Consider the following 23,763-nt stretch of genomic DNA (forward strand, 5'->3'; position numbering starts at 1 on the left):
GAGGAAGAAGCCAATATCCGAGGAGTGGCCATGACCGGTCAGGTTCGAGGGGTCCAATTGGCGCGCCTGCTGGGGCAGTGGCACGCTCTGCCGGGTCGTCGCCGTAGCCCCGACTACGCCGCCCTCGCCGGTGCGGTACGCGGGCTGCTCGCCGACGCCCGGCTGCCCCTGGGCGTCCGCCTGCCGGCGGAGCGTGAGCTGGCCGAGGCGCTGCGGATCAGTCGTACCACGGTCACCGCCGCGTACCGGGAACTGCGCGAGACCGGTCACCTGGCCAGCCGCCGGGGCGCCGGCAGTTGGACGATGCTGCCCGCCAACCACCGGGTCGCCAGCACCGGCCTGTGGACCCCGCTCGACGACCGGGACATGATCGACCTCGGCGTCGCCGCGTTGGCCGCCCCACCCCAGCTGCTCGGGGCCGCCCGGGCCGCGGTCGAGGACCTGCCCCGCTACCTGGGCGGCGCCGGTTACCACCCGACGGGCATCGCCGAGCTGCGCGAGGCGGTGGCCGACGGCTACACCGCGCGGGGACTGCCCACCTCGGCCGACCAGATCATGGTCACCAGCGGCACACAGCACGCCCTGGACCTGGTGCTGCGTCTCGCCCTGGCCCCCGGCGGGAGCGTGCTGGTCGAGTCACCTACCTACCCCAACGCGCTCGCCGCGCTGGCCGGGCGGCGGGCCCGGATCACCACACACGGGCTGTCCGCCGACGCCGGTGGCTGGGAGCCCGACCTGCTGCTGGGCAGCCTGCGGCAGACACGGCCCAAGTTGGCGTACCTGATTCCGGAGTTCCAGAACCCGACCGGACACCTGATGCCCGCCGCGTTGCGCGAGCGGGTGGTCGCCGCCGCCCACGCCGTGGGCACCGACCTGATCGTCGACGAGTCCTTCGTGGACCTTCCGCTGGACGGGGCCGAGTTGCCCCCACCCACCGCCACGTTCGACCGGCACTCCCGGGTGGTCAGCATCGGGGGGATGAGCAAGCCGTACTGGGGTGGCCTGCGGATCGGCTGGGTACGCGCCTCCGCGCCGCAGGTGCAGCGGCTGGCCGCCGTCCGGGTCGGCGTGGACATGTCCAGCCCGGTGCTCGACCAGTTGGTCGCGGTGCGCCTGCTCGCCGACGCGGCAGCCATCGTCGCCGACCGCCGGGCTCAGCTCGCCGCCCAGCGCGACGCGTTGCTCGACGCGCTGGCGCTCCGACTTCCGGACTGGCGGGTGACCGTGCCACGCGGCGGCGTGACCCTCTGGGCCGAGCTGGACGGTCCGGTCTCCAGCGCGCTCGCCCGGGCCGCCGAGGAGGTCGGCGTCCGGCTCGCGCCCGGCCCCCGGTTCGGTCTGGACGGCACCCTGGAACGTTTCCTGCGGCTGCCGTTCACGCTGCCGGCCGCCGAGCTGGTGGAGGCCGTGGAGCGCATCGCCACGGTCCGTTACGACCTGGACCGCAGCGGCCGGCAGCGGTGGCCGGAGCCGTCGGTCATCGCCTGAACGTCGGCGGGTAGCCGGTCGAGACGCCGGTGGCCCCACACCCGAGCGGGTGCGGGGCCACCGGCGGTCCGGTGCTACAGCTCGGCGAGAGTGCCGGCGTACATCTTGTCGATCTCGGCGGCGAAGTTGCTCTCCACGCCCCGCCGCTTGATCTTCAGCGAGGGAGTGATCTCGCCGTCCTCGATGGTCAGGTCGCGCGGCAGGATCGCCACCTTCTTGATCGTCTCCCAGCGGTTCAGCTTGGCGTTGAGCTGGGCCACGTACTCCTCGACCATCGCCTGCGCCTCCGGCGAGGCGACGATCTCGGTGTAGTCGCGGCCCTCCAGCGGACCCCCGGCCACCCAGCCCCGGATGGCGTCCGGGTCGAGCGTGACGAGCATCGTGCAGAAGTTGCGGGCCTGCCCGACCACGACCGCCTGCGAGGTGTACGGGCAGATGGCCTTGAACATCCCTTCGATGTGCGACGGCGCGATGTACTTGCCGCCCGAGGTCTTGACCAGGTCCTTCTTGCGGTCGGTTATCCGCAGGTAGCCCTGCTCGTCGAGCGTGCCGATGTCGCCGGTGCGGAAGAAGCCGTCCTCGGTGAAGGCGGCGGCGGTCTCCTCGGGCAGGTTGTGGTAGCCGCGCATCACCGGCCGACCGCGGACCAGGATCTCGCCGTCGGTGTCGATCCGGCATTCCAGGTCGCCCATCGCCTGCCCGACGGTGCCGATCCGCAGACCGGCGGGCGGGTTGACGAAGTTGCCGGCGCTGGTCTCGGTGAGGCCGTAGCCCTCCGAGATGGGCAGGTTGGCGGCGGCGAAGAAGGTGGCGATCTCCGGGCTGAGCGGCGCGGCACCGGAGACCAGCACCCGTATCCGGCCACCCAGGCGGGCCTGGAGCTTGCTGAACACCAGCTTCTCGGCCAGCCCGTAGCGCAGCTTCAGTCCGGCCGGCACCGGCTTGCCGGCCTGCTCCAGCGCGACCTTCTCCTTGCCGACCTGGACACTCCAGGCGAAGATCTTCGCCTTCGCGCCGCCAGCGCCCTGCGCGGTGGTCACCGCCCGGTTGTAGACCTTCTCGAAGACCCGGGGAGCGCCGCACATCAGCGTCGGTCGGATCACCGCGAGCAGGTCGACCAGCTTCTCCACCCGTCCGTCGACGTAGGTCGGCAGGCCGACGTGGATCGCGCCGCAGAGCAGCGTCTTGCCGAACGAGTGCGCCAGCGGTAACCACAGGTACTGCAGGTCGTCGTCGCGCAGCAACCCGACCTCGGCCTGCGCCACCGCCTCCCAGCACCAGCCACCGTGCAGCAGCTCGACACCCTTGGGCTGGCCCGTGGTGCCGGAGGTGTAGATCAGGGTTGCCAGGTGGTCGGGGCCGATGCCCGCGACGAGCATGTCGATCAGGTCGGGCTCGGCGGCCAGCGCCCGGGTGCCCCGCTCTTCCAGCTCGGTGAGGGTGAGCTGGGGGATCGCGGCGTTCGGGTCGGGGGCGCCGTCGAAGAGCACCACGTGGGTCAGCGCCGGCAGGTCCGCACCGGCGATCTTGGCCGCCTGCGCCGGGTTCTCCGCGAAGAGGACCCGCGAGGCGGAATCAGCGATGATGTACGTCGCGTCCGCCGGCTCGGTGGTCGGGTAGACGGTGGTGGTCGCCCCGCCGGCGCACATGATGCCGAGGTCGGCGACAACCCAGTCCAGCCGGGTGTTGGCGAGGATCGCGACCGGGTTCTCCTGGCCGACGCCGAGCGCGTGCAGGCCGGCGGCGACGGTCTTGGCGCGCTGGCCGACCTGCTCCCAGGTCAGCCAGTCAGGCCCCGAGTCGTCACGGATAGGGGACGCGAACGCGTGCCGGTCCGGGGTGGCCGCCACGCGCTTGAGGAACATGTCCGGGATGGAACGGTACGGTACATCGAGAGTCATCGCTGTAGCCGCCTTCGGGGGTGGTGGCGTGACGGTCGTCACGTCATGGTGGTTACCGAAGAGTATTGCCTGATACCGGGCATCGGCTAGGGCCGGTGATCGTCCGGCGGCCCCGCCGCGCCGACCGGCGCGACGGATCAGGCATAGCGGGCGGCCACGACCGACCAGTCGTAGGTGGCCCGGACCCAGTTGCGCCGCGCGGCCAACGGCGAGCGCAACGCCTCGACACCGCTGGCCAGCAGGTCCTCCTCCGCCGCCTGGTACGCCGCCAACCCCCGGTTGAAACGGTCCGCCGCCGCCCGCAGCGCGTCCGCCTCGTCGAGGCCGCCCTCCTGGGCGATGACCGTCACCAGGTTGTGCGCGTCCGGGTCGGACCGGCTCTCCTTGCCGTACGAGAAGAGGTCGTTGCACCAGCAGACCAGGTCCACGGCCAGCAGGTCCAGGGCGGTCAGCGCCGGATCGGTCCGCCGGGACGGCCCGAGCGGCTGCTCCGACGCGAGGTCGGTCAGGGTGAGACAGGGGTGTACGCCGCCGATGTGTCGACGCAGTTGGACGTACTCCGTCATCCCCGGCACCCGGCGGCGCTCCCGGTTGGTGGCCTCCCAGAGCAGCGCGAGCAGGTACTGGCGTACCTGGCTGACGAACCGCAGCAGCATCGGCGCTTGGCCCTCGGCCCGGGTCCGGCGGCACAGGTCGTGCAGCGCGGCGCCCAGCGGGCCGGCTCCCGGCGGCAGCGGGATGCCCGGGTCGCCCGCGCGGTCCAGCACGTCGAGCAGGGCGGCGATGACCGGCGCGAGCCGGCTCGGGTCGGCCCCGAGACCGTCCTCGTCGCAGGCGTCGTCCATGACGAAGAGCCAGGAGATCAGGTCGGTGAGGAGCCGAAGGCCCCGCACCGGCCCGTCCGGGCAGGCTCGGCCCGCCAGACCGGCGGCGTCCGCCCGCTGCAGTCGATGGATTTGACCGGAGTTGACCAGCCCGAAAGCGCACGCCCACTCGACGCTCTCGCTGGCTACCCGATCCGTGGACTTGTGGCGCCCCGCCGTGAAGGAGGGTTCCCGTAGCGCCGAGATTGCGAAACTTCGCATTGTGTGCCCCCACATTGTGCCGCCCCGGCGCGGAACGGCGCGCTGAAGCGTACGGGAGGAGGTATCGGCGCGCATCGCTGGGCCTGGGGCGCTCGTCCGCCGTCGCTGTGACCGATTAAGCGCAGAAAGTCACATGCCCAGGCTGGCGTTGCGCAACTGTCGCGCTGACGTTGCCGAGCCGTCCAACTGGACCCGGGCCACCCGCTGGCGTCCGGAGAGGAACAGGGTCAACTCGGCCGGGGCGCCCACCATCCGCAGCCGTTCGCCGCCACGGCCGACGGAGACCTCGCCGTACCCGGGCGCCTGGACGTAGAGGTCCGCCGGGAATCGTCGCAGCGTCAGCCGGGCCATCGGGGCGGCCCGCTTCCACAGCGTGGCCTGCAGGCCGCGGGGCAGCTCGCGCGGCTGCCACCCCGGCACGGCCCGCCGCACGTCCTCGTGGTGGATGAAGAACTCCATCGTGTTGACCAGCTCGTCGGTCAACGGGTTGCTGATCGGGCTCCACAGCGGCGGCCGGCGTACCTGCGCCACCAGCTCCGCGTAGGGACCGGCGGCGAGCCGGCGGCGGACCCGCTCGGCGTACCCCCGCAGCGGCGCCAGCAGGATCCCGCCGGCCGCGTCCAGACGGCGCTCGCGCAGCACCAGGTGCGCGGCGAGGTCGCGGGTCGCCCAGCCCTCGTTGATCGTCGGTGCGTCGGGCCCGAGGGCCAGGAGGAGATCGGCCAGCGCCTCGCGCTCGGCTCGGGCGTACCGCGACATGCGCCGATCGTAGGCCTGGACCTTTGGGGCCGCGCGCCGAGCGCGGCCGGGTCGTTCCGTGGCGCCCGGGCGTCCGGTACGTGATGGTCGACATATCCCGTCCGGGTCGGCGGTGCCGGCCCGCAACGGTAAGGATGAGGTAGATAATTGTGGCTTACGGCGGGGGAGAGCGTGGCGAGCAGGACAAGCCGGGACGTGCTCGGTAGAGGGCTGGGGGTTCTGCGGCAGGCGATCCGGGAGCAGCCACGGATCTTCACGGTTGCCGTGGTCGGCAGCGTGCTGTTCGGCTCGATGGTGATCGTCAGCGCGTACGTGGTGGGCGCGGTGGTCGGCGACGTGGTCGTGCCGGCGATCGCGCGCGGCGAGGTGGGTGTCGGCGCCCTCGTGCTGGCGGCGGTCGCCCTGTTCGGGATCAGCGTGCTGCGGGTGGTCGGCATCTTCGGCCGCCGCCTCGGGGCCGGTTACATGCAGTACCGGCTCCAGGCCGCCTACCGTCGCCGGGTCACCCGCCGCTACCTGGACCTGCCGCTGTCCTGGCACCACCGCAACGCCACCGGCACGCTGCTGTCCAACGCCAACTCCGACGTGGAGGCGGCCTGGTACCCCATCGCGCCGCTGCCCTTCGCGGTGGGCACGCTGGTGATGCTGGTCGGCGCGATGGTCTCGCTGTTCGCCACCGACTGGGCCCTCGCCCTGGTCGGTCTCGCGGTGTTCCCCGCGCTGTTCGCGCTCAACGTGGTTTACTCCCGCCGGATGGCGCCCCGCCAGGCCCGCGCGCAGCGGTTACGCGCCGAGGTCAGCGGTATCGCCCACGAGAGCTTCGACGGCGCGCTGGTGGTCAAGACGATGGGCCGCGAGGCGCAGGAGACCGCCCGGTTCGCCGGCCGCGCCGGTGAGCTGCGCGACGCCCTGATCGCGGTCGGCCGGCTGCGGGGCGTCTTCGACCCGCTGCTGGAGACGCTGCCCAGCCTCGGCACCCTGGCCGTGCTCGTGGTCGGGGCGTTCCGGCTGCGCCAGGGCGCGATCAGCGTCACCGAACTGGTCAGCGTCGCCTTCCTCTTCACCGTGCTGGCCTTCCCGGTGCGGGCCATCGGCTGGGTGCTGGCCGAACTGCCGCGCAGCGTCGCCGGCTGGGACCGGGTGCGCCGGGTCCTCGACGCCACCGGCGAGATGCCGTACGGGCAGCGGGTGCTCGACCCGGCCACCCCCGGCCCGGCCACCCTCACGCTCACCGACGTGCACTTCTCCTACCCGCCGGCCGAGGCACACCAGCCCGGCGCGCAGGTGCTCGGCGAGGTCGGCTTCACCGTCCCGGCTGGCCGCACGGTCGCTCTGGTCGGGCCGACCGGCGCCGGGAAGTCCACGATCGCCTCGCTGGCCGTACGCCTGGTCGACCCGGATTCGGGCACCGTCGCGCTGGACGGCGTGGACACGCGCGACCTGACCGCCGCGTCGCTGGCCGGCACGGTCGCGCTCGTGGCGCAGGTGCCGTTCGTCTTCGACGACACCGTGCGGGCCAACATCGCCCTGGACCGGGCGGGTATCGACGACGAGGACGTGTGGGCGGCGCTGCGCCTGGCCGAGGCGGACGGGTTCGTCGCGGCGCTGCCCGACGGGCTGGACACGATGGTCGGTGAGCGGGGCACCTCGCTCTCCGGCGGGCAGCGGCAGCGGCTCACGCTGGCCCGCGCGCTAGCCGGGCGGCCACGCCTGCTGGTGCTCGACGACGCGACGAGTGCCGTGGACCCCCGCGTGGAGGCGGCCATCCTCGCCGGTCTGCGCGCGTCGGCCGGTGAGCCGGGGGTGCCCGCCGCGTCGATCCTCGTCGTGGCGTACCGCCGGGCCACCATCGCCCTCGCCGACGAGGTCATCTACGTGGAGCAGGGGCGGGTGGTCGCGCGGGGCACGCACACCGAGCTACTGGCCACCGTGCCCGGGTACGTGGACCTGGTCACCGCCTACGAGCAGGCGGAGGTCGACCGCGCGCAGGAACGCGCGTACGACGACGAGGTGGCGCCGCTGCCGTCGGGCCTAAAGATCGAGGTGGACCGGTGAGCGCGAGGAGTGCAGCGCAGCGGAGCCCGCAGTCGCGAACGAAAGGTTAGCCCGGTGAGCGCGAGGAGTGCAGCGCAGCGGAGCCCCGCAGTCGCGAACGACAGGCGAGCACGGTGAGCGCGAGGAGTGCAGCGCAGCGGAGCCCCGCAGTCGCGAACGAAAGGCGAGCATGGTGAGCACGACGGTGACGACCGATGAGCGCGACGCGCGGACGGAGACGACCTGGCAGACGCTGCGGCGGGGACTGGCCCTCTCACCTGAGCTGCGGACCGGCCTGGCCGCGACCGTGGCCCTGGCCCTGGTCTACATGGTGGGTCGGGTGGCCGTCCCGGTGGCGGTGCAGCAGGGCATCGACCGGGGCATCGTCGACGGTCTGAAGCTGGACGTCGTCTGGTCGGTGGTGGTGGTCACCGCGGCGATCCTCGTGGTCACCACGGCCTGCGGCTACCTGATGATGCGCCGGCTGTTCACGGTCAGCGAGACGGCGTTGGCGAACGTGCGGACGCGGGCGTTCCGGCACGTGCACGACCTGTCGATACTGCACCAGCAGTCGGAGCGGCGCGGCTCGCTGGTCTCGCGGGTGACCAGCGATGTCGACCAGATCACCCAGTTCCTCCAGTGGGGCGGAGTGATCCTGCTGGTCAACCTGGGTCAGTTGGTGGTGACGACGGCCGTCATGCTGGCGTACTCCTGGCAGTTGACCCTGGTGGTGCTCGCGGCGTTCCTGCCGGCGGTGCTCGTCATCCGCCAGTTGCAGCGCCGCCTCGGCGCGGCCTACGCGACGGTGCGCCAGCGCACCGGCGCGTTGCTGGGCGCGATCGGCGAGAGCGTGGTGGGCGCGCCGGTGATCCGGGCGTACGGCATCGCCGGTCGTACCGAGCGGCGGCTGGACGAGGCCATCGACGCGCAGCGCGTCGCGCAGCAGCGGGCCATCCGGATCAGCATCGTGGGCAGCTCGGTCGGTGAGTTGGCCGCCGGGTTGGCGCTGGCCGGCGTGGTGGTGCTCGGTGTGACGCTGGGCGTGGACGGCACGCTGTCGATCGGCCAGCTGACCGCGTTCCTCTTCCTGGTGACGCTGTTCATCCAGCCGGTGCAGATCGCCACCGAGGTGCTCAACGAGGCGCAGAACGCGATCGCGGGCTGGCGGCGGGTGCTGGACGTGCTGGACGTCGCTCCGGACGTCGCGGACCCCGGGGAGCAGGGGCGGGACCTGCCGGTCGGTCCGTTGGACATCCGGTTCTCGGGTGTGCGGTTCGCCTACCCGGGTGGGCCGCCGGTGCTGCACGACATCGACCTGGAGATCCCGGCGAAGAGCCGGGTGGCGGTGGTCGGCGAGACGGGCAGCGGCAAGACGACCTTCGCGAAGCTGCTCACCCGACTGATGGACCCGTCGGCGGGGGCGGTGCTGCTGTCCGGCGTGCCGCTGGCGCAGGTGCGCTTCGACTCGCTGCGCTCGCGGGTGGTGATGGTGCCGCAGGACGGGTTCCTCTTCGACGCGACGGTGGGGGACAACGTGCGGTTCGCCCGGCCGGAGTTGACCGACCAAGAGTTGGGGGCCGCCTTCACGGAGTTGGGCCTGGCGGACTGGTTGGACGGTCTGCCCGCCGGCCTGGACACCCCGGTCGGGGAGCGTGGCGAGGCGCTGAGCGTCGGGGAGCGCCAGCTCCTCGCACTGGCCCGGGCGTACGTGGCCGATCCGGACCTGCTCGTGCTGGACGAGGCGACCAGCGCGGTGGATCCGGCGACCGAGGTGCGGTTGCAGCGCACGCTGGACGCCGTCACGCGCGGGCGTACGACGCTCGCCATCGCGCACCGGCTCTCCACCGCCCAGGCCGCCGACGAGGTCATCGTGGTGGACCGCGGGCGCATCGTGCAGCGCGGCCCGCACGACGAGTTGGTCCGGGACGCCGACTCGGTCTACGGACTGCTGTACGCCTCCTGGCTGGAGCAGACCCGGTAACGGGTCGGTGTCCGCGGGCGTCGGCTGGTGGACGCTGTGGTCCTGGTGCTCTACCCTCCGGTTAGGTAAGGCTAACCTTTTAAGGAGGTTGCGCCATTCGGCCCAGCCCCGCCGAGATCGTCCGTACCCTCGTCGCCGGTCGCCTGCCCGGCCTCGTCCACCTGGCTCGCCGCCCGGGCCCGCACCACGCCCGGCACGTGACCGACCCCGACGGCCGCGTGCTGCTGCTGGTGCCGATGGCCAGCCACCTGGGCGCCGCGCTGCAGCCCGTCGCCGGGGGCGCCGACGTCGCGGTGGTCCTGGACGTCCTCGACCTGTGCCGCCCGCGGCCGGCGCGTGTCGACCGCCAAGGGGGTGGTGGTCGCCCTCGGTCGCCCCGGCGCACGACGGCGCGTCCGGCTGGCGTTCCCGTGCCCGCTGACCGGCCCGGACGAGGTGGGCCGGCTGCTCCCGCCGCTACGCCGCCCCGCCGACACCCAGCCGCCCCGCTGACCGCGCCCCGCACGGCCGTGCCGCGCGGACCGGCGCGACAGCGATCGTCGTCGCGCCGGTCGGCTAGGCCGGCAGCGGCCCGGTCAGGTACCGCTGGACGGTGGGACCGATGGCGGCGACCAGGGTCTCCGGATCGGCCGACGCCACCGGCTCCAGCCGCACCACGTGCCGGATCATGGCCAGGCCGATCAGCTGGGTGGCGACCAACGAGCCGCGCAGCGGAAGCTGGGCCTCCTCGACGTCGAGTTGGTCGAGCACCCGACGGAGCACCTGCGTGGTGACGAACTCCCGCAACAGGCGCGCGGTCCACTCGCTGCTCACCACCGAGCGCAACAGCGCCACGCCGGCGCTGCCGGCCGGGGAGTCCCAGATGCCGATGAAGGTGCGAACCAGTCGTTCGCCGACCCCGTCCTGGTCACCGGCCAGCACGGCCGGGAGCAGCTCGGCCGGGTCCACGGGGAAGTTCATCGCGGCGCGGAAGAGCTGGTCCTTGGTGCCGAAGTAGTGGTGTACCAGCGCCGGATCCACCCCGGCGGTCGCGGCGATGGCACGGATCGGGGCGGCGTCAAAGCCCCGCTCGGCGAACGCTGCCCGCGCCGCGTCGAGGATCGCCTCCCGGGTGTCCGGGTTGCCAGGTCGCCGGCCCGTACGCCGCACCATCGCCGCCCCTCGTTCGTCCGCTGACACCGTCGGTCGCCCCGGCGGTGGGTGGCGGCCCGCGCCGTGCGGGCCGCCGACCGGTCAGCCGGTGCGCCGGCGCAGGGTCGCCGCCGCGAGCACCAGCGCCAGCACCACCGCGCCGAACACCACGCCCACATCCCGCCACATGGTCGCGGTCGGCTCGGCGTGGGCGCCGACCTCCTGCAACGCCTCGATGGCGTACGTCAGGGGGAGCGCGTCACTGAGCCCCTGGAGCCAGCCGGCCATCTCGTCACGGGCCACGAACAGCCCACAGAGCAGGAGCTGGGGGATCACCACGACCGGGAGGAACTGTACTGCCTGGAACTCGGTGCGGGCGAAGGCGCTGCACAGCAGGCCGAGGGCGACCCCGAGCACCGCGTCGAGCACCGCGATGCCGATCACCAGACCGCTGCTCCCGAGGGTCCGTAGGTCGAAGGCCCAGTACGCCAGGCCGGCTGCCAACGTGGCCTGCACGGCGGCGGCCAACCCGAACGCGATGCCGTACCCGAAGAGCAGGTCGAGCTTGCCCAGCGGGGTGGTGAGCAGCCGTTCCAGGGTGCCGGACGTGCGTTCCCGCAGCATCGCGATGCTGGTGACGAGGAACATGATCACGAAGGGGAAGGTTCCCAGCATCACCAGCGCGACCCGGTCGAACACGGACGGCTGGCCCGGTGGTGTCGGCTGGTCGGCGTACATGTAGTAGACCAGGGTGAGCAGGACGGTCGGCACCACCACGAGCAGCGCGATCGTCCGCCGGTCGTGCCGGAGCTGGCGCAGGACGCGGCCGATGGTGGCCGCCAGGATCCGCATGTTCATGCCATCGCCTCCTTGGTTCGCGACTGCGGGGCTCGCAGGCCCGGCTCACTCCTCGCGCTCACGGTGCCTCCCGTCCCGTCGACGCTTCCGCTTCGCCCGCCCGGATCAGCCGCAGGAACGCCTCGTCGAGGTCGTCCACGCCGGCGGCGGCGCGGATCGCGGCCGGGCTGTCGTCGGCGATCAGGCGACCCTCCCGGATCAGCAGCAGCCGGTCGCAGCGGGCCGCCTCGTCCATCACGTGGCTGGACACCAGCAGGGTGGTGCCGGCCGCGGCCATGGCGTGGAACCGGGCCCACAGGTCGGCCCGCAGCACCGGGTCCTGACCGACGGTCGGCTCGTCGAGGATGACCAGCTCCGGGTCGCCGACCAGGGCGCAGGCCAGCGAGGCCCGACTGCGCTGGCCACCGGAGAGGGTGGCGACCAGCTGACCGGCCGCCTGGGCCAGCCCGACGGCGGCGACCGCCTCGTCGGCCTCGGCCCGACCCCGCCCGTACAGGGCCGCGAAGTAGCGGGCGTTCTCCCGTACGGTCAGGTCGGCGTAGACGCTCGGCGCCTGGGTGAGGTAGCCCAGCCGGTGCCGCAGCGCCGGGCTGCCCGCCGGCTGGCCCAGCACCGTGACCGTCCCCGAGGTCACCACCTGCACGCCCACCACCGCGCGCATGAACGTGGTCTTGCCGCTGCCGCTGGGCCCCAGCAGACCGGTGACGGCGCCGCGCGGAACGGCGCAGCTGATGCCGTCCAGCACCCGCCGTCCGCCCCGATCGACCACCAGGTCGCGGACGCCTATCGCGTCGTCCATCGCGCACCTCCGAGAAACTCATCGTCCGTTGAATTTCACGCTAGAGGGGTGGGCGTCGCCCGCGCAACGCCAGCCCGCCCGACCGCGCCCGCCGTCGCGCCAAGCGTGACAACGGGCAGTAGGCTCCGGACCGGACAGCAGGTCCGGCAACGGGCATTGCGCGCCGATCGGACGTACGGCACGATGGCGCCGTGGGTCACGCTCCGTTACCGCACAGCGGATTTCTCGAGGACTGGGCCGCGCGGTTGCGAGACGCCGCCGAACGGCCGGTCGTCGGCATCCTGCTGCGTGGCAGTCACGCCCGGCGGGCGGCCACCGCGCACAGCGACGTCGACCTCGACGTGCTGGTCGGTGGCTCGCCGTACGCCGCCCGCCGCGCCTACCTGGCCGAGACCGCCGGCTGGGTCACCCACGTCTCGGTGGCGGCACGCGACGTCCGCTCCTGGGTGCACCGACTCGGCGAACCGGCCGACTGGGCGTTCGGACTGCCGGTCAGCGCACCGGCTCGGCTGCTCTGGGCAGATCCGCACTGGCGGCCCCGGATCGACCTTCCGGTGCTCTGCCAACCCGCCGAGCCGCCCCGGCTGGAGGAGCTGATCGCCATGCTCGGCAAGGCCGCCGCCGCACGGGCCGCCGCCGACCGCCTCGGGGTGCGGCTCGCCGTGGCGGACCTGGCCCGCCTCTGCCCGTCGGTGCTGCGCCCGGCGAACCCGTCGGTGCGGGTGTCGTCGCGTCGGGCCGCGTTCGCGGCGGCCCTGGAACTGCCGGTTGCCCCGGCCGGCTACCGCGACGACATGCTGCTCTGCCTCGGCCTGCGTCCGGGCGCCACCGGGCAGCTCTGGGCGGCCGCCGTGCGGCTGGTCGCCGGCATCCTCCCGCTGATCCGCCCGTACGCGGGGGAGATCGCCGACTCCTCCGGCGCCGACCTGGCCGACGCCCTGGTCGACGGCCGCCTCGACCGTTACGTGGCCCAGCTCGCGCGGCCCGTGGGCCACCGGCCGAACCCTCGGCGGGAGTCGTCGCCGGTGCCCACGCCGCGTGCGGGACAATGGGAAACTGTGCCCGTACCTGACGCGCCGGTGACCGGCGTACCCAGCGAACCGAGCGGCCCGGTGGCGTCGGCGCCGGTCCGTCCGTCCCGGCTCGACCCGGCCATCGCGGCCCGGCTGAGCCGCAGCGCCGACGGCCTGGTCGCCGCCGTGGTGCGCGCGCACGACTCCGGCGAGGTGCTGATGGTCGCCTGGATGGACGACGAGGCGCTGCACCGCACCCTCACCACCGGCCGAGCCACCTACTGGTCGCGCAGCCGGCGGGAGTACTGGGTCAAGGGCGCCACCTCCGGGCACCACCAGTACGTGCGCTCGGTGGCCCTGGACTGCGACGGCGACGCGCTCCTGGTCAGCGTCGACCAGGTCGGCGCGGCCTGCCACACCGGGCACCGGACGTGCTTCTTCACCGAGCTGCCGGTGACCGCGCCGGACGCCCGGTGACCACGGCTCGGCGGAGCGCCGCCGTGCACGAGAGGCAGGCCGGCGCATGACCGACGGCGCGGTGAGCCCCGACCTGGACACCTTCACCGAGCTGGCCGCCCGCTGGCGCGTCGTGCCGGTCACCCGACGGCTGCTGGCCGACGCCGAGACCCCGGTGGGGGTCTACCGCAAGCTCGCCGGCGGGCCCGGCACATTTCTGCTCGAATCGGCCGAGCAGGGCGTCGGCTCGGCGGGCACGGCCTGGTCGCGGTACTCGTTCATCGGCGTACGGAGCAGCGCGACCCTCGTCGAGCGGGACGGCGCGGCGACCTGGCTCGGCCAGCCGCCGGCCGGCCTGCCCACCGACGGAGACCCGGTGCGGGTGCTGCGGGACACCGTCGCCGCGCTCGCCGGCCCGCCCGGGGACCCGAGCGACGGTCTGCCGCCGCTGACCGGGGGCATGGTCGGCTATCTCGGCTACGACCTCGTCCGCCGCTTCGAGCGGCTGCCCGAGCTGACCGAGGACGATCTCGGCGTACCGGAGCTGGGCATGATGCTCGCCACCGACCTGGTGGTGCTCGACCACTACGACGGCTCCGCGATCCTGGTCGCCAACGCGGTGCTGCCGCCGCTGGACGCCCCGGGCCGCGACGCGCACGTCACCGCCGCGTACCACCACGCGGTGGGCCGGCTCGACGCGATGACCACCGCGCTGTCCCGGCCCATCCCGCCGATGATCTCGACGGTCGAGCGTCCACCGGCCGGCGAGGTGCTCTGTCGTACGCCCGAGGGTGGTTACCTGAAGGCCGTGGATGCGGCCAAGGAGGCGATCCGGGCCGGCGAGTGCTTCCAGATCGTGCTGTCCCAGCGGTTCGAGCGGCCGACGCGTGCCGACCCGCTGGACGTCTACCGGGTGCTGCGCACCAGCAACCCCAGCCCGTACATGTACCTGCTGCGCTTCGACGGGTTCGACATCGTCGGCTCGTCGCCCGAGGCGCACCTGAAGGTCACCGCCGGCGCGGACGGGCGGCGCCGGGCGCTGCTGCACCCGATCGCGGGCACCCGGCCGCGCGGCGGCACCGCCACGGCGGACGCCGGCCTCGCCGCCGAGCTGCTCGCCGACCCCAAGGAACGGGCCGAGCACGTGATGCTCGTCGACCTGGGCCGTAACGACCTGGGCCGGGTCTGCGAGCCGGGCAGCGTCCAGGTGCCCGAGTTCGCGACCATCGAGCGGTACAGCCACGTGATGCACATCGTCTCCACCGTGACCGGAACGCTGCGTGACGACCGTTCCGCGTTCGACGCGCTCGCCGCGACCTTCCCGGCCGGGACGCTCTCCGGGGCGCCCAAGGTGCGCGCCATGGAGATCATCGAGGAGCTGGAGCCGGTTCGCCGTGGCGTCTACGGCGGCACGGTCGGCTACTTCGGCTTCGGCGGCGACCTGGACATGGCGATCGCCATCCGGACCGCGCTGATCCGCGACGGCCGCGCCTACGTGCAGGCCGGTGCCGGGGTGGTCGCCGACTCGGATCCGGACGCCGAGGAGCAGGAGACCCGCGACAAGGCCGCCGCCGTGCTGGCCGCGATCGCCGCGGCCGAAACGCTGAGGGCGGCCCGGTGAGCGCGAGGAGTGCAGCGCAGCGGAGCCCCGCAGTCGCGAACGAAAGGTCAGCCCGGTGAGCGCGAGGAGTGCAGCGCAGCGGAGCCCCGCAGTCGCGAACGAAAGGTTAGCCCGGTGACGGACCACGAGCGGCGGGAGCCGGGCCGGCGGGCCACGACCGGCCGGCGCGAGCTGACGTACGCGATGCTGCTCTGTCTTGCCGGCGCGGGCCTGGCGCTGTGGGCGGCGACCCGGGGCTGGTCGGTCGAGGTGACCGCGCGGCCGGCGCCGCTGCCGCCGGTGCGCGCGGCCCGCAGCGGCGCCGCCCTGCTGCCGTGGCTGCCGGCGTTGGCGCTGGTCGCGTTGGCCGGCGGCGGCGCGGTGCTGGCGACCCGGGGCCGGGTACGGCGGCTGTTGGGCGTGTTGCTCGGGGCTCTGGGCCTGGCGGTGGCGGCCGGCGCCGCCTACGGGTTGGTCGCCGACCTCGGCGGTGTCGCGAGCCGGCAGTGGCCGGCGCTCTGCCTGGTCGGCGGTCTGCTCGTCGCCGTGGGCGGCGGGTGGACGGCGCTGCGGGGTGGCGGGTGGCCGGCGATGGGCGCCCGATACGAGCGGCCGACGCGGACCGTCACGGAGAGTAAGCCGACGACGGCCGTCGCCCCGGGGCCGATGGCCGGTCGGCGGACCACCGAGGCGTGGGACGCGTTGGACCGGGGCGAGGACCCTACAGCCGGCTGATCAGCCGACCGGCTGACGCTCCCGCTCCCGGGCGACCGGCTGACGGTCCCGCTGGGGGCGGGCTGCGGCGCGGGCGGCGGTCAGCTCGGCCACCAGGCGGTCCAGTTCGGCGCGTCGGTCGGCGCGGGCCCGGTCGGCGCAGACCGCCTCCCAGGCGTTGCCGCGTGCCGTCCGCATCCGGCCCTCGCCGACGACGGCCCGCTCCAGGGTGTGCACCACCCCGACGGCGAGCGACGCCACGGTTCGCGAGATGGTGGTCAGTCCGATGCTGGGGTTCGATTCGGCAATGTGCATGGCTCACTCCGCATGAGGAGTTCGGCGACGGTCGGGCAGGCGCGTCATCGAGTCTGCCCGAGGACTATGTTCATCGGCCGACGTTTCGCTGGGGTGACCGCCCGGTCAACTGTCCCGCCACGCCCGCGACCTGGGACCGGCCGTTCGACCTTGAGTTTGCTCACAGCATCGACCATTGTCGCTGTCGACGCGCGGCGATCCGGAACGGGTGGCATGATCGATGGGTCGGCCCGGTTCGACCGGAGCCGCCGGGCTCTCGTCGTGTGACGGCGGTCGATACCGGAGGTGGCGCTGCGTGACATCCCGTTCACGGCAAGTCGGCCATTATGCCGCAGCCCTCTTCGTGAGCAGCGCCATACCCCCGGCTCCCGGCCTCGGTCGGCTGCCCCTAGCATCGGCCCATGACACCCGGAGAGGGGAGTCCGTTGGTGACTGCTGAGCATGCGCACGCGGAGGGGGACGAGGCCGGTCAGGCGGCGTCCGTAAGCGTGCTCGACGAGATCCTGGCTGGCGTGCGCGAGGACGTCGCCCGTCGCCAGGAGCAGGTTCCATTGGAACGGATCCGTGAACTGGCCGCGGCGGCGCCGCCGCCGCTGGACGCGTACGCGGCGTTGCGTAAGCCCGGCGTGGCGGTCATCGCTGAGGTCAAGCGCTCCTCGCCGTCGAAGGGCCGGCTGGCCGAGATCGCCGATCCGGCCGACCTCGCCGTCGACTACGCGGCGGGCGGCGCGCGGGCCATCAGCGTCCTGACCGAGGGGCGCTGGTTCGGCGGTTCGCTGGACGACCTGGCCGCCGTCCGGGCCGCGGTCACCGTGCCGGTGCTGCGCAAGGACTTCGTGGTCTCCAGCTACCAGGTGCACGAGGCGCGTGCGCACGGCGCCGACCTGGTCCTGCTGATCGTGGCCGCCCTCGAGCAGAACGTGCTGATGGGCCTCCTGGAGCGGATCGAGTCGCTGGGCATGACCGCGCTCGTCGAGGTCCACGACGAGGAGGAGGCCGACCGGGCCCTGGAGGCCGGCGCGCAGGTGATTGGGGTCAACGCCCGTGACCTGCGTACCCTTCAGGTGGATCGGTCGGTGTTCGAGCGGATCGCGCCCGGCCTGCCGAGCAGCGTCGTCAAGATCGCCGAATCCGGCGTGCGTGGCCCGCACGACCTGATCCGGTACGCCTCCGCCGGCGCGGACGCGGTCCTGGTCGGCGAGGGTCTGGTCACCCAGAAGAGCCCGCGCGAGGCGGTGGCCGAGTTGGTCAACGCCGGCAACCACCCGGCGACGCCCCGGCCGGTGCGCTGACGCGCCGGTGTGACGCCCCACCGAGAGGATTTCCGATGAGCGCCGATGCGCTGGCCCCGGTGGCCGGTCCGCAGCCCGACTCCGCCGGCCACTTCGGCCGCTTCGGCGGTCGGTTCGTGCCTGAGGCACTGGTCGCCGCGCTCGACGAGCTCGACGGGGCGTGGCGTACGGCGATGGCGGACGAGTCTTTCCGGGCCGAGTTCGGCGCGCTGCTGCGCGACTACGCCGGCACGCCGTCACTGCTCTACGAGGCCCGACGGTTCTCCGCGAAGATCGGCGCCCGGGTGCTGCTCAAGCGCGAGGACCTCAACCACACGGGCGCGCACAAGGTCCGCAACGTGCTCGGCCAGGCGCTGCTCACCAAGCGGATGGGCAAGACCCGGGTGATCGCCGAGACCGGGGCGGGCCAGCACGGCGTCGCCACCGCGACCGCCGCCGCCCTGTTCGACCTCGAGTGCGTGGTCTACATGGGCGAGGTCGACACCGAGCGGCAGGCGCTCAACGTGGCCCGGATGCGGATGCTCGGCGCCACGGTCGTCCCGGTCACCACCGGCTCGCGCACCCTCAAGGACGCGATGAACGAGGCGATGCGCGACTGGGTGGCGAACGTCGACGCGACCCACTACCTGATCGGCACCGCCGCCGGACCGCACCCGTTCCCGGCGATGGTGCGGGACTTCGTCCGGGGTATCGGTGACGAGGCCCGGCAGCAGTGCCTCGACCTGACCGGCGCGCTGCCGGACGCGGTTGCCGCCTGCGTCGGCGGCGGCTCCAACGCGCTGGGGATCTTCCACGCCTTCGTCGGCGACGAGGACGTGCGGCTGTACGGCTTCGAGGCCGGCGGGGACGGGGTCGCCACCGGCCGGCACGCGGCCAGCATCACCGGCGGGTCCGCGGGCGTGCTGCACGGCACCCGCACGTACGTGTTGCAGGACGCCGACGGGCAGACGCTGGAGTCGCACTCGATCTCCGCCGGTCTGGACTACCCGGGCGTCGGGCCCGAGCACGCGTGGTTGCACGACAGTGGCCGGGCCAGCTACCTGCCGGTCATCGACGACGAGGCGATGGCCGCCTTCGAGCTGCTCTGCCGTACCGAGGGCATCATCCCGGCGATCGAGAGTTCCCACGCGCTCGCCGGCACCGTGACGCTGGCCCCGAAACTCGCCGCCGAGCTGGGCCGGGAGCCCACCATCGTGGTCAACCTCTCCGGTCGGGGCGACAAGGACGTGCACACCGCCGGGGACTACTTCGGCATCCTCGACAAGGAGCGCTGAGATGAGCCGCATCGGGGTGGCGTTCGACAAGGCACGGGCCGACGGGCGGGCTGTGCTGGTGGGCTGCATGCCGGCCGGGTTCCCGACCGTCGAGGGCAGCATCGCGGCCATGACGGCGATGGTCGAGGCCGGCGTCGACGTCATCGAGGTGGAGATCCCGTACTCCGATCCGGTGATGGACGGCCCGGTCATCCAGAAGGCCAGCGACATCGCGCTGGCCGGCGGCGTCCGTACGGCGGACGCGCTGCGCATCATCGAGGCGGTCGCGGCGACCGGCGCGCCGGTCGTCACGATGACCTACTGGAACCCCGTCGAGCGGTACGGCGTCGACGTGTTCGCGCGCGACCTGGCCGCCGCCGGCGGCACCGGCCTGATCACGCCGGACCTCATTCCCGACGAGGCGGCCGAGTGGCTGGCCGCCTCGGAGGCGCACGGGCTGGACCGCACCTTCCTGGTGTCGCCGTCGTCCACCGACGCCCGGCTCGCGATGACCGTCGAGCACTGCCGGGGCTTCGTCTACGCCACGGCCGTCATGGGGGTGACCGGCGCGCGTGCGCGGACCTCCGACGCCGCTCCCACGCTCGTGTCCCGGGTCCGTGGGGTCACCGACCTGCCCGTCGGCGTCGGCCTGGGTGTGGGCACCGGCGCGCAGGCCAGCACCGTCGCCGGGTACGCCGACGGAGTGATCGTCGGCAGCGCGCTGGTCCGGTGCGTCCTCGACGCGTCCTCCGAGGCCGAGGGGCTGGCCGCGCTGCGCACCCTCAGCGCCGAGCTGGCCGAGGGCGTCCGCAACCCCGCCCGCTGAACTTGTGCCGCTGGTCCCGCACCGCCGGGTTGCCATCTCCGTGACCGCGCCCGCGTCCGTCGCGCAGCTCTCTGGCGGGTGTGCCCCCCGGGGGCAGGCACTCCAACGACCCGCCTGACGGCCGCTGCTGGCCCGGGCGGGGCCGAATGCGGCATCGGGCCGGGCGGTAGGACGACAGGCAGTGCGGAGTCAGGGCAGAAGGGACGGGTCCGTGGCCGTCTCGCCGCGCTGCTCCGGCGGCATGAGGGTGACGGTGTCGAGCGCCCAGGAGACGCGGCGCAGGACACCGGAGCGTCCGGCGAGCGCATCGGTGACGGCCGCCCGGGTGAGCGGGGTGACGGCCTCGGGCAGCGCTGCGGGGGCGTGCCAGGAGAGGCGGCAGTCCGGCGGGGGGTCGGCGCTCGGCCGGCCCTCGGCGACACCGGCGCGGAACACGTGCACCAGGATGTCCGGCAGCGGCCCGGCGCGGCCGGCCGGCGTGTGCGTCGTCGTACCGGTGAGGTGGTAGATGCCGACCAGGTCGATCAGGTCGATCTCCCAGCCGGTCTCGGCGCGGATGTCGCGCAGCGCCGCGCGCACCGGGCTCTCCGCCGGGCGTAGCCGGCCTCCGGGTAACGCGTACCGGCGCTCGCCCCGGCCCTGCCGGCAGAGCAGCACCCGGCCGGCGGCGTCGACGACGACCGCGGCGACCGCCCAGGTGAGCGCGCTCATGGATAAAGAGCCTACGACGGCGCAAACCAGAAGTCATTCCGATCGCGGTGCGGCGGCCCGGGGTGCCGCCGCAGGGGTGCGCAGCGGTAGCGTGTGCACCCGTGACCATCGCCTCGCTGTCCCCCCAGGCGGCCCTGCCCAGTCCCAGCACCGCGGTCTGGCAGCTCGGGCCGGTCCCGATCCGGGCCTACGCGCTGTGCATCATCGCCGGCATCGTGCTGGCCTGCTGGGTAACCGAGCGCCGGCTGCGCCAGCGGGGCGTCGCTCCCGGTGCGGTACTCGACATCGCCGTGTGGGCGGTGCCCACGGGCATCATCGGCGCCCGGATCTACCACGTGATCACCTCGCCGGAGAAGTACTTTGGCGCCGGTGGCGAGCCACTCAAGGCGTTCGCCATCTGGGAGGGCGGTCTCGGCATCTGGGGCGCGGTCGCCGGTGGCGCGGTCGGCGCGTGGATCGCGGCCCGGCAGCTCGGCATCCCGTTCGGCGTGGTGGCCGACGCGCTGGCCCCCGGGCTGCCGCTGGCCCAGGCGGTCGGCCGGCTCGGCAACTGGTTCAACAACGAGCTGTTCGGTGGCCGGACGACGCTGCCCTGGGGCCTGGAGGTCCACCGGATGGACCGGGACAACCCGGGGCACACGCTGCGGGACGCCGCCGGTCAGCCGATCCTCGAACCCGGTCTCTACCACCCGACGTTCCTCTACGAGGCGCTGTGGAACCTCGGCGTGGTCGCGCTGGTCCTGGTCCTGGACCGCCGGTTGCGGCTCGGGCGGGGCCGGGCGTTCGCGCTGTACGTGATGGGCTACACCGCCGGCCGGTTCTGGATCGAGCTGATGCGCACCGACGAGGCGAACCACATCCTCGGCGTACGGCTCAACGTCTGGACCGCGGCTCTGGTCTTCGTCGGCGCGTTGGCCTACTTCGTGCGGGTCCGCGGCCCCCAGGAGTACCTGATCCCGATCGGCGTGGCGGCCACCCCCACGCCGCCCACGACGTCCGACCTGTCCCAGGTCGACCTCTCGGCGCACGAGACGAGCGCGCGTGCCGCCGCCCCGGACGGTTACCGGGTGGTCAGCGAGGAGCAGTACGAGACCTGGCGGGACACCGGCGTGGCACCGCCGGAAACGGCCGACGAGGCGCGCCGCGACGGTGCCGAGCCGCTCGACGACGTTGCGGCCCACCACGAGGCGGCCGACGGCGAGGCGGCCGACGATGACGCGGCCGACGGCGAGGCGGCCGACGATGAGGCGGCCGACGGCGAGGCGGCTGACGGCGACCGCGCCGACGGGTCGACGGACGTGACGCCCGAGGCGCGCGACGAGGCCCGGGCCGACGCCACCGGCGCGCGTTCGGCCGACCGGGACAGCTGAGCGGAGGCGGCACCGATGCGAAGCGCGGTGGTGGTCGGCGCCGGGGTCGGAGGCCTCGCGGTCGCCGGCGCGCTGGCCCGGTCCGGGTGGCAGGTCACCCTGCTGGACCGCGCCGAGCGGGTCCGTCCCGAGCCGACCGCCGTCGTGCTCTGGCCCAACGGTGTCCGCGCGTTGCAGGCCCTCGGCCTCGGCGCCGGTCTGGCCGCCATCGCCACGCCGCTGCCCGACGGCGGGGTACGCCGCCCGGACGGGCACTGGCTCGTGCAGCCCCGGCCGACGCCGGCCGACCGGATGCCGGTGGTGGTGCACAGGGAGGACCTGCACGACGCCCTGATCGCCGGCCTCGGTGACCGGGTCGAGTTGCGCACCGGGGTGACCGTGCGCCACGTCCGCGTCGAGCCGGGCGAACGGCCGGGGGTGAACGACGGGCGGCATACCATCGAGGCCGACCTGGTGGTCGCCGCGGACGGCACGGACAGCGTCATCCGTCGCCAACTGGCTCCGGAAGCGGGCGTGGTCAGCTCCGGCTGCGCGGCCTGGCGGGCCGTCATCCCCTGGTACCGGGCACCCCGGCTGCCCGCCGATCAGCCGATCGCCGGTGAGGTGCTGGGCGCGGGCTACCGCTTCGTGGCCGCCTCGTTGGGCGAGCGGGGCTCCTCGGGTGGCTCCACGCGCGGTGGCATCTACTGGGTGGCCACCGCCGCCGGCGCTCCCCGCCCGGAGCCGCCGGAGACCCAGCTCGCTCTCCTGCGCCGCTGGTACGCCGGCTGGCCCGCCCCGATCGCCGCGCTACTCGACGCCACCGACCCGAGCGACCTCGTGCAGCAGGAGGTCCGCGAGCTCCGTCCGCTGCCGCGCGCGTACGGCTTCGGAGTCGGGCCGGGCGGGGTGGTGCTGCTCGGGGACGCGGCGCACGCTATGCCGCCGCACCTCGGGCAGGGTGCGTGCCTCGCCTTCGAGGACGCCGCCACCCTCGCCGCACTGCTGCGCGAGGCCCGGCTGCCCGACGCCGTGCAGACGTACGACCGGGTGCGTCGTCCCCGGGCGGCGACCGTGGTCCGGCAGACCCGCCGCATGTCCGCGGTGCTCCAGACCCGCGGCCGGTTGGCGCTGCGGGCCCGCGACGCCGCGCTTGGCACGATCAACTCGCGGCTGCTCTCCAGCGCCGCCGCGTCCGCCGCCCAGTGGCGTCCGCCGGCCTGACCGGTCGCGCGCCGCGGGGAAGCCGTGCGGTGCGGGGAAGCCGTGCGGTTCAGGGGATCAGGGCGGCGGGTTCGGCGATGCAGGCGGTGCCGATGCGGCGGAAGCCGACCCGCAGGTAGACCCGGGCGATCTCCTCGCCGCCCGCCGAGAGGAAGACGAGCCCGGTGCCGGCGGCGAGCAGTTCCCGGGCGAGGGTGGCGGTCAGCGCGGCGCCCATCCCGCGCCGACGGGCGGCCGGCAGGGTGGCCACCCCGGCGATCTCCGCGACGTCGTCCACGCGCATCGCCATGCCGCTGGCCAGCGCGCCCTCCGTCGGCGTGCCGGCCAGCGCGGAGATCCGCCGGCCGTCGGCGATGCGGGCCCGCTCCTCGTCCAGCGCGGCGAGTTCCAGCTCGGTGACCGCCGCGTCCCGCTCGGCCGGTCCGGCCGCGCCGGGCGCGGTGCCGGGGACGCCGAAGGCCACGGCCGCCACGGCCCGCCGGGCGGCCACGTCCGCGGCGAAGTCGGGCGAGTCCACCGCCAGCACCCGCACGGGTACGTCGGAGAGCGTCGCCGGGTCGGGCAGCGCGGCCGGGTCGAGGACCATCAGCGGGGCCTCCAGCACGGACAGGCCGGCCGAACGGGCCACCGCCAGCAGCTCCGGGGTCGTCTCGTGCACCCACTCGAAGGCCTCCGGCAGGCCCAGCTCCCGCTGGCGTTCCCGGACCGAGGTCACGTCGGCCAGCGACGGCGTCTCGGTGGCGTCGATCCGGGGGCGGGCGTAGAACGGCCAGCCCGCGCCCGCCCGGGTGAATAGCACCAGCGAGCCATGCTCCTCGACACCGGCGACGTCCCGGGGCACCGCGTCGTAGAAACGTTCCAACCGGTCGAATACGTCCTTGCGCACCGAATCCACCGCGCGAGACTACACGTCCCAGACTCTGGACGGTGTGATCAATCTTGAGTGGCCTTGCGCCCCCAGCCCTAACGTAGAC

General features: G+C 73.8%; 21 protein-coding genes and 2 pseudogenes. 14 read left to right on the plus strand and 9 right to left on the minus strand.

What is annotated here, in order from left to right; all coding sequences use genetic code 11:
• The first annotated feature begins 30 nt into the window (after positions 1-30).
• Entirely contained in the window at positions 31-1,488 is a 1,458-nt protein-coding gene (locus ACLQ24_RS06235) for a PLP-dependent aminotransferase family protein (protein WP_425889528.1), read from the plus strand.
• Between the two features lie 74 nt (positions 1,489-1,562).
• On the opposite strand, the gene ACLQ24_RS06240 is transcribed toward ACLQ24_RS06235, so the two are convergent.
• The 3 genes from ACLQ24_RS06240 to ACLQ24_RS06250 all read right to left on the minus strand — a co-directional run bounded on the left by ACLQ24_RS06240 (position 1,563) and on the right by ACLQ24_RS06250 (position 5,233).
• The gene (locus ACLQ24_RS06240) at positions 1,563-3,389 is read right to left on the minus strand and encodes an AMP-dependent synthetase/ligase (RefSeq protein ID WP_425889529.1); all 1,827 of its coding nucleotides are present in this window, start codon (positions 3,387-3,389) and stop codon (positions 1,563-1,565) included.
• 137 nt (positions 3,390-3,526) lie between these two features.
• Complete coding sequence (locus ACLQ24_RS06245; protein ID WP_425889531.1) at positions 3,527-4,474, minus strand: terpene synthase family protein; 948 nt, start codon at positions 4,472-4,474, stop codon at positions 3,527-3,529.
• Between the two features lie 129 nt (positions 4,475-4,603).
• Positions 4,604-5,233 (minus strand): TIGR03085 family metal-binding protein, encoded by a 630-nt coding sequence (locus tag ACLQ24_RS06250; protein ID WP_425889533.1) that lies wholly within the window; start codon positions 5,231-5,233, stop codon positions 4,604-4,606.
• 171 nt (positions 5,234-5,404) lie between these two features.
• On the opposite strand from ACLQ24_RS06250, the gene ACLQ24_RS06255 reads away from it, so the two are divergent.
• The 4 genes and pseudogenes from ACLQ24_RS06255 to ACLQ24_RS06270 all read left to right on the plus strand — a co-directional run bounded on the left by ACLQ24_RS06255 (position 5,405) and on the right by ACLQ24_RS06270 (position 9,740).
• Complete coding sequence (locus ACLQ24_RS06255; RefSeq protein ID WP_425889535.1) at positions 5,405-7,288, plus strand: ABC transporter ATP-binding protein; 1,884 nt, start codon at positions 5,405-5,407, stop codon at positions 7,286-7,288.
• A 169-nt stretch (positions 7,289-7,457) separates the two neighbouring features.
• Positions 7,458-9,248: an ABC transporter ATP-binding protein gene (locus ACLQ24_RS06260; RefSeq protein ID WP_425889537.1), complete on the plus strand. Its 1,791-nt coding sequence runs from the start codon at positions 7,458-7,460 to the stop codon at positions 9,246-9,248.
• Positions 9,249-9,343: 95 nt separating this feature from the next.
• Positions 9,344-9,612, plus strand: a pseudogene (locus ACLQ24_RS06265) (DUF2470 domain-containing protein); the annotation flags it as partial.
• Positions 9,585-9,740 (plus strand): hypothetical protein, encoded by a 156-nt coding sequence (locus ACLQ24_RS06270; RefSeq protein WP_425889576.1) that lies wholly within the window; start codon positions 9,585-9,587, stop codon positions 9,738-9,740. The pseudogene ACLQ24_RS06265 and the gene ACLQ24_RS06270, both read left to right, overlap by 28 nt.
• A 63-nt stretch (positions 9,741-9,803) precedes the next feature.
• On the opposite strand, the gene ACLQ24_RS06275 is transcribed toward ACLQ24_RS06270, so the two are convergent.
• The 3 genes from ACLQ24_RS06275 to ACLQ24_RS06285 all read right to left on the minus strand — a co-directional run bounded on the left by ACLQ24_RS06275 (position 9,804) and on the right by ACLQ24_RS06285 (position 12,036).
• Positions 9,804-10,400 carry a TetR family transcriptional regulator gene (locus ACLQ24_RS06275; RefSeq protein ID WP_425889539.1) on the minus strand — a complete coding sequence of 199 codons (597 nt, stop codon included), beginning with the start codon at positions 10,398-10,400 and terminating at the stop codon, positions 9,804-9,806.
• Positions 10,401-10,481: 81 nt separating this feature from the next.
• The gene (locus ACLQ24_RS06280; RefSeq protein ID WP_425889540.1) at positions 10,482-11,237 is read right to left on the minus strand and encodes an ABC transporter permease; all 756 of its coding nucleotides are present in this window, start codon (positions 11,235-11,237) and stop codon (positions 10,482-10,484) included.
• Between the two features lie 58 nt (positions 11,238-11,295).
• Entirely contained in the window at positions 11,296-12,036 is a 741-nt protein-coding gene (locus ACLQ24_RS06285; protein ID WP_425889542.1) for an ABC transporter ATP-binding protein, read from the minus strand.
• Between the two features lie 554 nt (positions 12,037-12,590).
• Here ACLQ24_RS06285 and ACLQ24_RS06290 point away from each other — a divergent pair.
• The 4 genes and pseudogenes from ACLQ24_RS06290 to ACLQ24_RS06305 form a co-directional block, all read left to right on the plus strand.
• Positions 12,591-12,914, plus strand: a pseudogene (locus ACLQ24_RS06290) (phosphoribosyl-AMP cyclohydrolase); the annotation flags it as partial.
• A 180-nt stretch (positions 12,915-13,094) separates the two neighbouring features.
• Positions 13,095-13,526 (plus strand): phosphoribosyl-AMP cyclohydrolase, encoded by a 432-nt coding sequence (gene hisI / locus ACLQ24_RS06295; protein ID WP_425889574.1) that lies wholly within the window; start codon positions 13,095-13,097, stop codon positions 13,524-13,526.
• A 46-nt stretch (positions 13,527-13,572) separates the two neighbouring features.
• Positions 13,573-15,126, plus strand: a complete 1,554-nt coding sequence (locus ACLQ24_RS06300; RefSeq protein ID WP_425889544.1) for an anthranilate synthase component I — start codon at positions 13,573-13,575, stop codon at positions 15,124-15,126.
• A gap of 114 nt (positions 15,127-15,240) precedes the next feature.
• Positions 15,241-15,840, plus strand: a complete 600-nt coding sequence (locus ACLQ24_RS06305) for a Trp biosynthesis-associated membrane protein (RefSeq protein ID WP_425889546.1) — start codon at positions 15,241-15,243, stop codon at positions 15,838-15,840.
• Here ACLQ24_RS06305 and ACLQ24_RS06310 read toward each other — a convergent pair whose 3' ends face one another.
• On the minus strand, positions 15,841-16,134 hold the full coding sequence (locus ACLQ24_RS06310; RefSeq protein WP_425889548.1) for a hypothetical protein: 294 nt from the start codon (positions 16,132-16,134) through the stop codon (positions 15,841-15,843).
• A gap of 488 nt (positions 16,135-16,622) precedes the next feature.
• Between ACLQ24_RS06310 and trpC the strand changes: the two genes are divergently transcribed.
• From trpC to trpA, 3 genes are read left to right on the plus strand one after another with little or no spacing between them, the layout of a single operon-like run.
• Positions 16,623-17,426 (plus strand): indole-3-glycerol phosphate synthase TrpC, encoded by an 804-nt coding sequence (gene trpC, locus ACLQ24_RS06315; protein ID WP_039906616.1) that lies wholly within the window; start codon positions 16,623-16,625, stop codon positions 17,424-17,426.
• A gap of 35 nt (positions 17,427-17,461) precedes the next feature.
• Positions 17,462-18,700, plus strand: coding sequence for a tryptophan synthase subunit beta (trpB, locus tag ACLQ24_RS06320; RefSeq protein WP_425889550.1), 1,239 nt, complete (start codon positions 17,462-17,464; stop codon positions 18,698-18,700).
• 1 nt (position 18,701) lies between these two features.
• Positions 18,702-19,505 carry a tryptophan synthase subunit alpha gene (gene trpA / locus ACLQ24_RS06325; protein WP_425889552.1) on the plus strand — a complete coding sequence of 268 codons (804 nt, stop codon included), beginning with the start codon at positions 18,702-18,704 and terminating at the stop codon, positions 19,503-19,505.
• A gap of 189 nt (positions 19,506-19,694) precedes the next feature.
• Here the strand turns inward: trpA and ACLQ24_RS06330 are convergent, their stop codons facing one another.
• The gene (locus ACLQ24_RS06330; protein ID WP_425889554.1) at positions 19,695-20,216 is read right to left on the minus strand and encodes an NUDIX hydrolase; all 522 of its coding nucleotides are present in this window, start codon (positions 20,214-20,216) and stop codon (positions 19,695-19,697) included.
• Positions 20,217-20,317: 101 nt separating this feature from the next.
• Between ACLQ24_RS06330 and lgt the strand changes: the two genes are divergently transcribed.
• Both lgt and ACLQ24_RS06340 read left to right on the plus strand, forming a co-directional pair.
• Positions 20,318-21,586, plus strand: coding sequence for a prolipoprotein diacylglyceryl transferase (gene lgt, locus ACLQ24_RS06335; protein ID WP_425889556.1), 1,269 nt, complete (start codon positions 20,318-20,320; stop codon positions 21,584-21,586).
• 15 nt (positions 21,587-21,601) lie between these two features.
• Entirely contained in the window at positions 21,602-22,789 is a 1,188-nt protein-coding gene (locus ACLQ24_RS06340; RefSeq protein ID WP_425889558.1) for an FAD-dependent monooxygenase, read from the plus strand.
• 49 nt (positions 22,790-22,838) lie between these two features.
• Here ACLQ24_RS06340 and ACLQ24_RS06345 read toward each other — a convergent pair whose 3' ends face one another.
• A complete protein-coding gene (locus ACLQ24_RS06345; RefSeq protein WP_425889559.1) occupies positions 22,839-23,684 on the minus strand; it encodes a GNAT family N-acetyltransferase in 846 nt (281 codons plus the stop codon).
• Between the last annotated feature and the right edge of the window lie 79 nt (positions 23,685-23,763).

This window comes from Micromonospora sp. DT4, assembly GCF_049841675.1.
GTDB lineage: Bacteria > Actinomycetota > Actinomycetes > Mycobacteriales > Micromonosporaceae > Micromonospora.